Annotated in this window: 7 protein-coding genes; 3 read left to right on the top strand and 4 right to left on the bottom strand. The window is 64.9% G+C overall.

Going from position 1 to position 3,846, the window contains the following annotated elements; translation table 11 throughout:
* Positions 1-84: 84 nt before the first annotated feature.
* Entirely contained in the window at positions 85-420 is a 336-nt protein-coding gene (locus V5A53_RS13600) for a hypothetical protein (protein ID WP_332314158.1), read from the bottom strand.
* 47 nt (positions 421-467) lie between these two features.
* A complete protein-coding gene (locus tag V5A53_RS13595) occupies positions 468-1,124 on the bottom strand; it encodes a helix-turn-helix domain-containing protein (protein ID WP_332314157.1) in 657 nt (218 codons plus the stop codon).
* Positions 1,125-1,333: 209 nt separating this feature from the next.
* Between V5A53_RS13595 and V5A53_RS13590 the strand changes: the two genes are divergently transcribed.
* Positions 1,334-1,786, top strand: coding sequence for a pyridoxamine 5'-phosphate oxidase family protein (locus tag V5A53_RS13590; RefSeq protein ID WP_332314156.1), 453 nt, complete (start codon positions 1,334-1,336; stop codon positions 1,784-1,786).
* On the opposite strand, the gene V5A53_RS13585 is transcribed toward V5A53_RS13590, so the two are convergent.
* Together V5A53_RS13585 and V5A53_RS13580 are read right to left on the bottom strand one after the other, a co-directional pair.
* The gene (locus V5A53_RS13585) at positions 1,783-1,920 is read right to left on the bottom strand and encodes a DUF7560 family zinc ribbon protein (protein WP_442928626.1); all 138 of its coding nucleotides are present in this window, start codon (positions 1,918-1,920) and stop codon (positions 1,783-1,785) included. The genes V5A53_RS13590 and V5A53_RS13585 overlap by 4 nt on opposite strands.
* Positions 1,921-2,131: 211 nt before the next feature.
* Positions 2,132-2,515 (bottom strand): helix-turn-helix domain-containing protein, encoded by a 384-nt coding sequence (locus V5A53_RS13580; protein ID WP_332314154.1) that lies wholly within the window; start codon positions 2,513-2,515, stop codon positions 2,132-2,134.
* Positions 2,516-2,707: 192 nt separating this feature from the next.
* Between V5A53_RS13580 and V5A53_RS13575 the strand changes: the two genes are divergently transcribed.
* A complete protein-coding gene (locus tag V5A53_RS13575; RefSeq protein ID WP_332314153.1) occupies positions 2,708-3,352 on the top strand; it encodes a helix-turn-helix domain-containing protein in 645 nt (214 codons plus the stop codon).
* Between the two features lie 71 nt (positions 3,353-3,423).
* Complete coding sequence (locus V5A53_RS13570) at positions 3,424-3,834, top strand: MoaD/ThiS family protein (protein ID WP_332314152.1); 411 nt, start codon at positions 3,424-3,426, stop codon at positions 3,832-3,834.
* Positions 3,835-3,846: the final 12 nt, after the last annotated feature.

Raw genomic sequence — 3,846 nt, 5'->3', positions numbered from 1 at the left:
CGAGGTCGTCGAAGGCGTCATGGAGCTTCGGGTGGCGTTCGACCGGCGGTACGTCTCGGACGTCGAGCGTGGTTTCGGACATGATTACAGGAGTTCGGGGTTCGCGAGGTCGGCTATCGATTCGATGCGGGTGCGTCGGATCGCGGCGCGGCCGTCGGTGTGGGCGCGTCGGCCGCCCCGGTCGGTCGTCCGGCCGTCTTCGCGGGCCGTGATACGTATATGCCAGTCCCCGGCGCGTCGGGTCGTCCGATAGGACAGGCCGCGCTCGTCGATGGTCTCGTAGAGCGCGGTCGGTTCCACGCTGTGGATAACGACGACGGGCGCGCCCGCGATATCGCCCAGCGACGCGCGTATCGCGTCGAACGGCGGGTCGTCCAGCGGTCGGACGTCGACGACGCGCTCGGGTACCGCGGCTGGCATGTGTTGGTCTCGCCTGCGGAGGGTCCTGTCCCTTCCCCCGATTATGTTCAGGCGGCGAGTTTCGGCGGCTTCTCGTTGAGGTGTTTGTCGACGAAGCGGCGGACGATGATGCTCTCCGCGCGGTGGAGCGTCTCGCTGCAGGTCGACTTCGCGATGCCGAGCCGGTCGGCCAACTCCGTCAACGAACAGCAGCGGGGAGTGTCGTAATACCCCTCCTCGACGGCGGCCAGTATCAACTCGCGCTGTCGGTCGGACAGCAGGCGTTCGGGGTCGGCGGCGTCGTATATCGACTCGACGGTATACCTGAAGCCGAACCGGTCGAGCTCCTCGCCCAGCGTCGACAGCCGGTCGTGGGAGGTCCGCAACTCCACGTCCGCGACCCCCTCCCGGATGACGACCGGGGGTTCGATGGGGATTCCGGAGGCCTGCGCGGAGAGCAACAACAGCGGTGCCGTCGTCTCGATCTGAACGATGGCCCGGCCCTCGCTCAACTGGAGCGGTTCGATGTCGGTCAGAAGCGTGTGGCCTGCCATCGACCGGAGGACGGCCTCGACGTCCGGTGCCGTAACCTCCAGCAGGGCGAAGCCGACCTCGTCGTCCGGCATCCCGGCGAGTACCCGGACGGTCGCCTCCGGGTGGTCGGCCGTGACGTCGTAGACCCACGTTCGTTCGGGCAGCTCGATGCTGAGCTGAACCAGCGGCATACGCGTGGATTGGTCTTCCGCGCCATAAGACCGACCGCCCGGTCCCAGTCGGTGGGACTCGGTAACTCGGGCCGTCGCCCCTGTCACGGAAGTGCAAGGAGAAAGCCCCAGCCTTCAGGGCGGGGATGAATCCGACAACCGACTTGACGGTAGATACCGACGTGACCGTAAATAAACGCACATAAGTGGTCCAGCGTTAGTGGTCGTATATGTCAATCGACCGGCGGACGGAGATGACCGAGGAGGAGACGGCCGCGTTCCTCGGTCGACAGGAAACGGGGGTGCTCGCGCTCGCTCGCGAGGACGCGCCGTACGCGATCCCCATCTCCTACGGTTTCGATGCCGACGCTCGTGAGTTCTACATGCGACTCGTCTCGACGCCCGACAGCGAGAAACGGGAGTTCCTGGCCTCCGAGCCACAGGCCCGCCTCGTCGTCTACGACGAGGTCGACGACGTCTATCGGAGCGTCATCGCTATCGGACCGCTGGAGGAGATCGACCCCGGTGAGCTGTCGGTCGAGGAGATACAGCAGTACGGCGAGGCGCAGCGACCGCTCTTCGAAATCTGGCCAGAGCAGAAAGGGAACCTCGATATCGAACTGTATCGGCTACGACCGGACTCGTTGAGCGGCCGGCTCATCGAGATCGACCGCGATTTCTAGGCTTCGGTCTCGATCTTCTCGAAGGACCCATCCTCGACCGAGCCGGTACAGACTGGACAGCCACTCGAGAGGATGGCCTCTCGCATGGAGGCGTTGACCTCTATCTCTTGGCCGCATTCGGGGCAGGTGAACATGTATTGGGTCGTCACGGTGTTTCAGCTCCCGGTCGGTCGTCGATGGGTCGCCCGGCGGCGACGGATAGTGGTCGCCCGCCGGCGATGGTCGGTATACAGGCGGGGTGTCGGCCCATCCATATAGATATCCTCATACACGTTCCGGTCTCACTCGTGGGACTCGGTGGGCATCGATTCGGGACGGCCCCAACGCTGCTCGGAACGCGCCATCTCAGTCGGCTCCGATCGGCGAGGGGCCGGCGGCGTCGACTTCCAGATCGACCTCGAGTTCCCCTGCGTCCATCGAGACGACGAGACCGTCGAAGGTGCGCTGATATTCGCTCGCGTGCTTGCCGTCCGCGCGGAGGCGGACCCGCTCTTCGAGGAGCCCGGCGTCGGTCAGCAACTCGACCTTCCGGTAGGTCGTCGACCGGGGAACGTCACAGCGGTTCGTGAGTTCCTGTGCGGTCAGTGCCTCGTCTTCGGTTGCCGCCAGCAGCTTTCGGCAGTCGGGGTCTTCCAGGGCCGTGAAAACGCGTTCGCAGTCGAGGGCGCCGGAATCGCCGAGTCGACCGCCGGGTTCGTCCTTGCACAGTTCTGATAGGCTGCTCGTCATATACGATAGATATAGCTGGAGGGTGGGGAATTGGCACCCTCAGTATTCGGGGTGTTTATAAGTAATACCGCGATCGGGCCGTTCGTTGCCCTCTCGGGACGGCTCTCGACACCCTTCTCGGAGTGGCCTCACTGGGTGCGAGCGCGGACTCGGCAGACAGGCTTAGGGGGCTTCGGCGAGGAGATACGTGTCATGTCAGCGGGAATTCGAGCGGAGGTGAAGGTCGATGCCGACGGGACCTGTCCGGTCGTGCAGGCGTCGGCCACCGCGGACGCGCCGGTCTACTCCGTCACCCGGAGCGTCTCCCCCGACTCCCCCGACCGGGTCACCGTGGAGTTCATGCTCGAAGCCGACGCCCCCGAGACGGACGTCGAACTGACGAAGGTGTTCGATTACGGCGACAAGAAGGTCTACCGCTTCTCGCGTGAACTTGGCTGTGGCTGTCCGTGTGAGGCCGTCGAGACGTTCGAGACCCCGGTCGTCGACATCAGAACGCGGGACGGCATGCTCTATGTCGTGTTCCATGCCGCCGGCATGGCGGAGTTGCAGGACATCATCGGCTCGCTGCAGGAGCGATATCCGACCGTCGACGTCCAGCGGTTGCTCCGAACGGAACACGACCGCCCCGACGACAACCTCCTCTTTCTCGACCGCGGCGACCTGACCGACCGCCAGCGGGAGGTGCTGGAGACGGCCCACCGGATGGGCTACTTCGAGCATCCGAGAACCGCCAACGCCGGCGAGGTGGCCGACGAACTCGACATCTCGCGGTCGACGTTCGCCGAACACCTCGCGGCCGCCCAGTCGAAACTGCTGGACGCGATCCTCGACGCGTGACGTGCGGGGAGGCGCTACACCCGAACATGTTCGGGATTGGGCGTTTCCGGGGAGGGCTCTTATATAGGCGTATGAGTACGGACGAATCGAGTGTTGCCGAGGACGCCGCCGGAGCCCACGCCGAAACGACGGTCGACGTTCGCTGTACGGGACACATCCGCCGTGAGGTAGGCGAGCACAGCTTCTCGTACACCTTCGAGGGGACCACACTCCGGGCGTTCCTCGATGCCTTCTTCGAGGAGTACGATGTCGCCGACATGCTCATCGCCGACACGGAGGCAGAGGCCACTGCCCACGGCTGGGTGCCCGCCGAGGTCGAGGCCGCCGGCGACTGGGCGAAGAACCCGGAGGGCGAACAGACCCGCGCGTTCGCCCGCGTCGCCGTCAACGGCCGTTTTAACGAGCACCTCGATGGTCTCGACACCGAACTTCAGGAGGGGGACCGAGTTGCCCTCATGTACCCCTTCATGTTTTGTTGTTGAGGGCGTGGGTCC

It is taken from the genome of Natronomonas sp., from assembly GCF_036625485.1.
GTDB lineage: Archaea > Halobacteriota > Halobacteria > Halobacteriales > Haloarculaceae > Natronomonas.
This window is presented reverse-complemented; position numbering and strand designations above follow the sequence as displayed.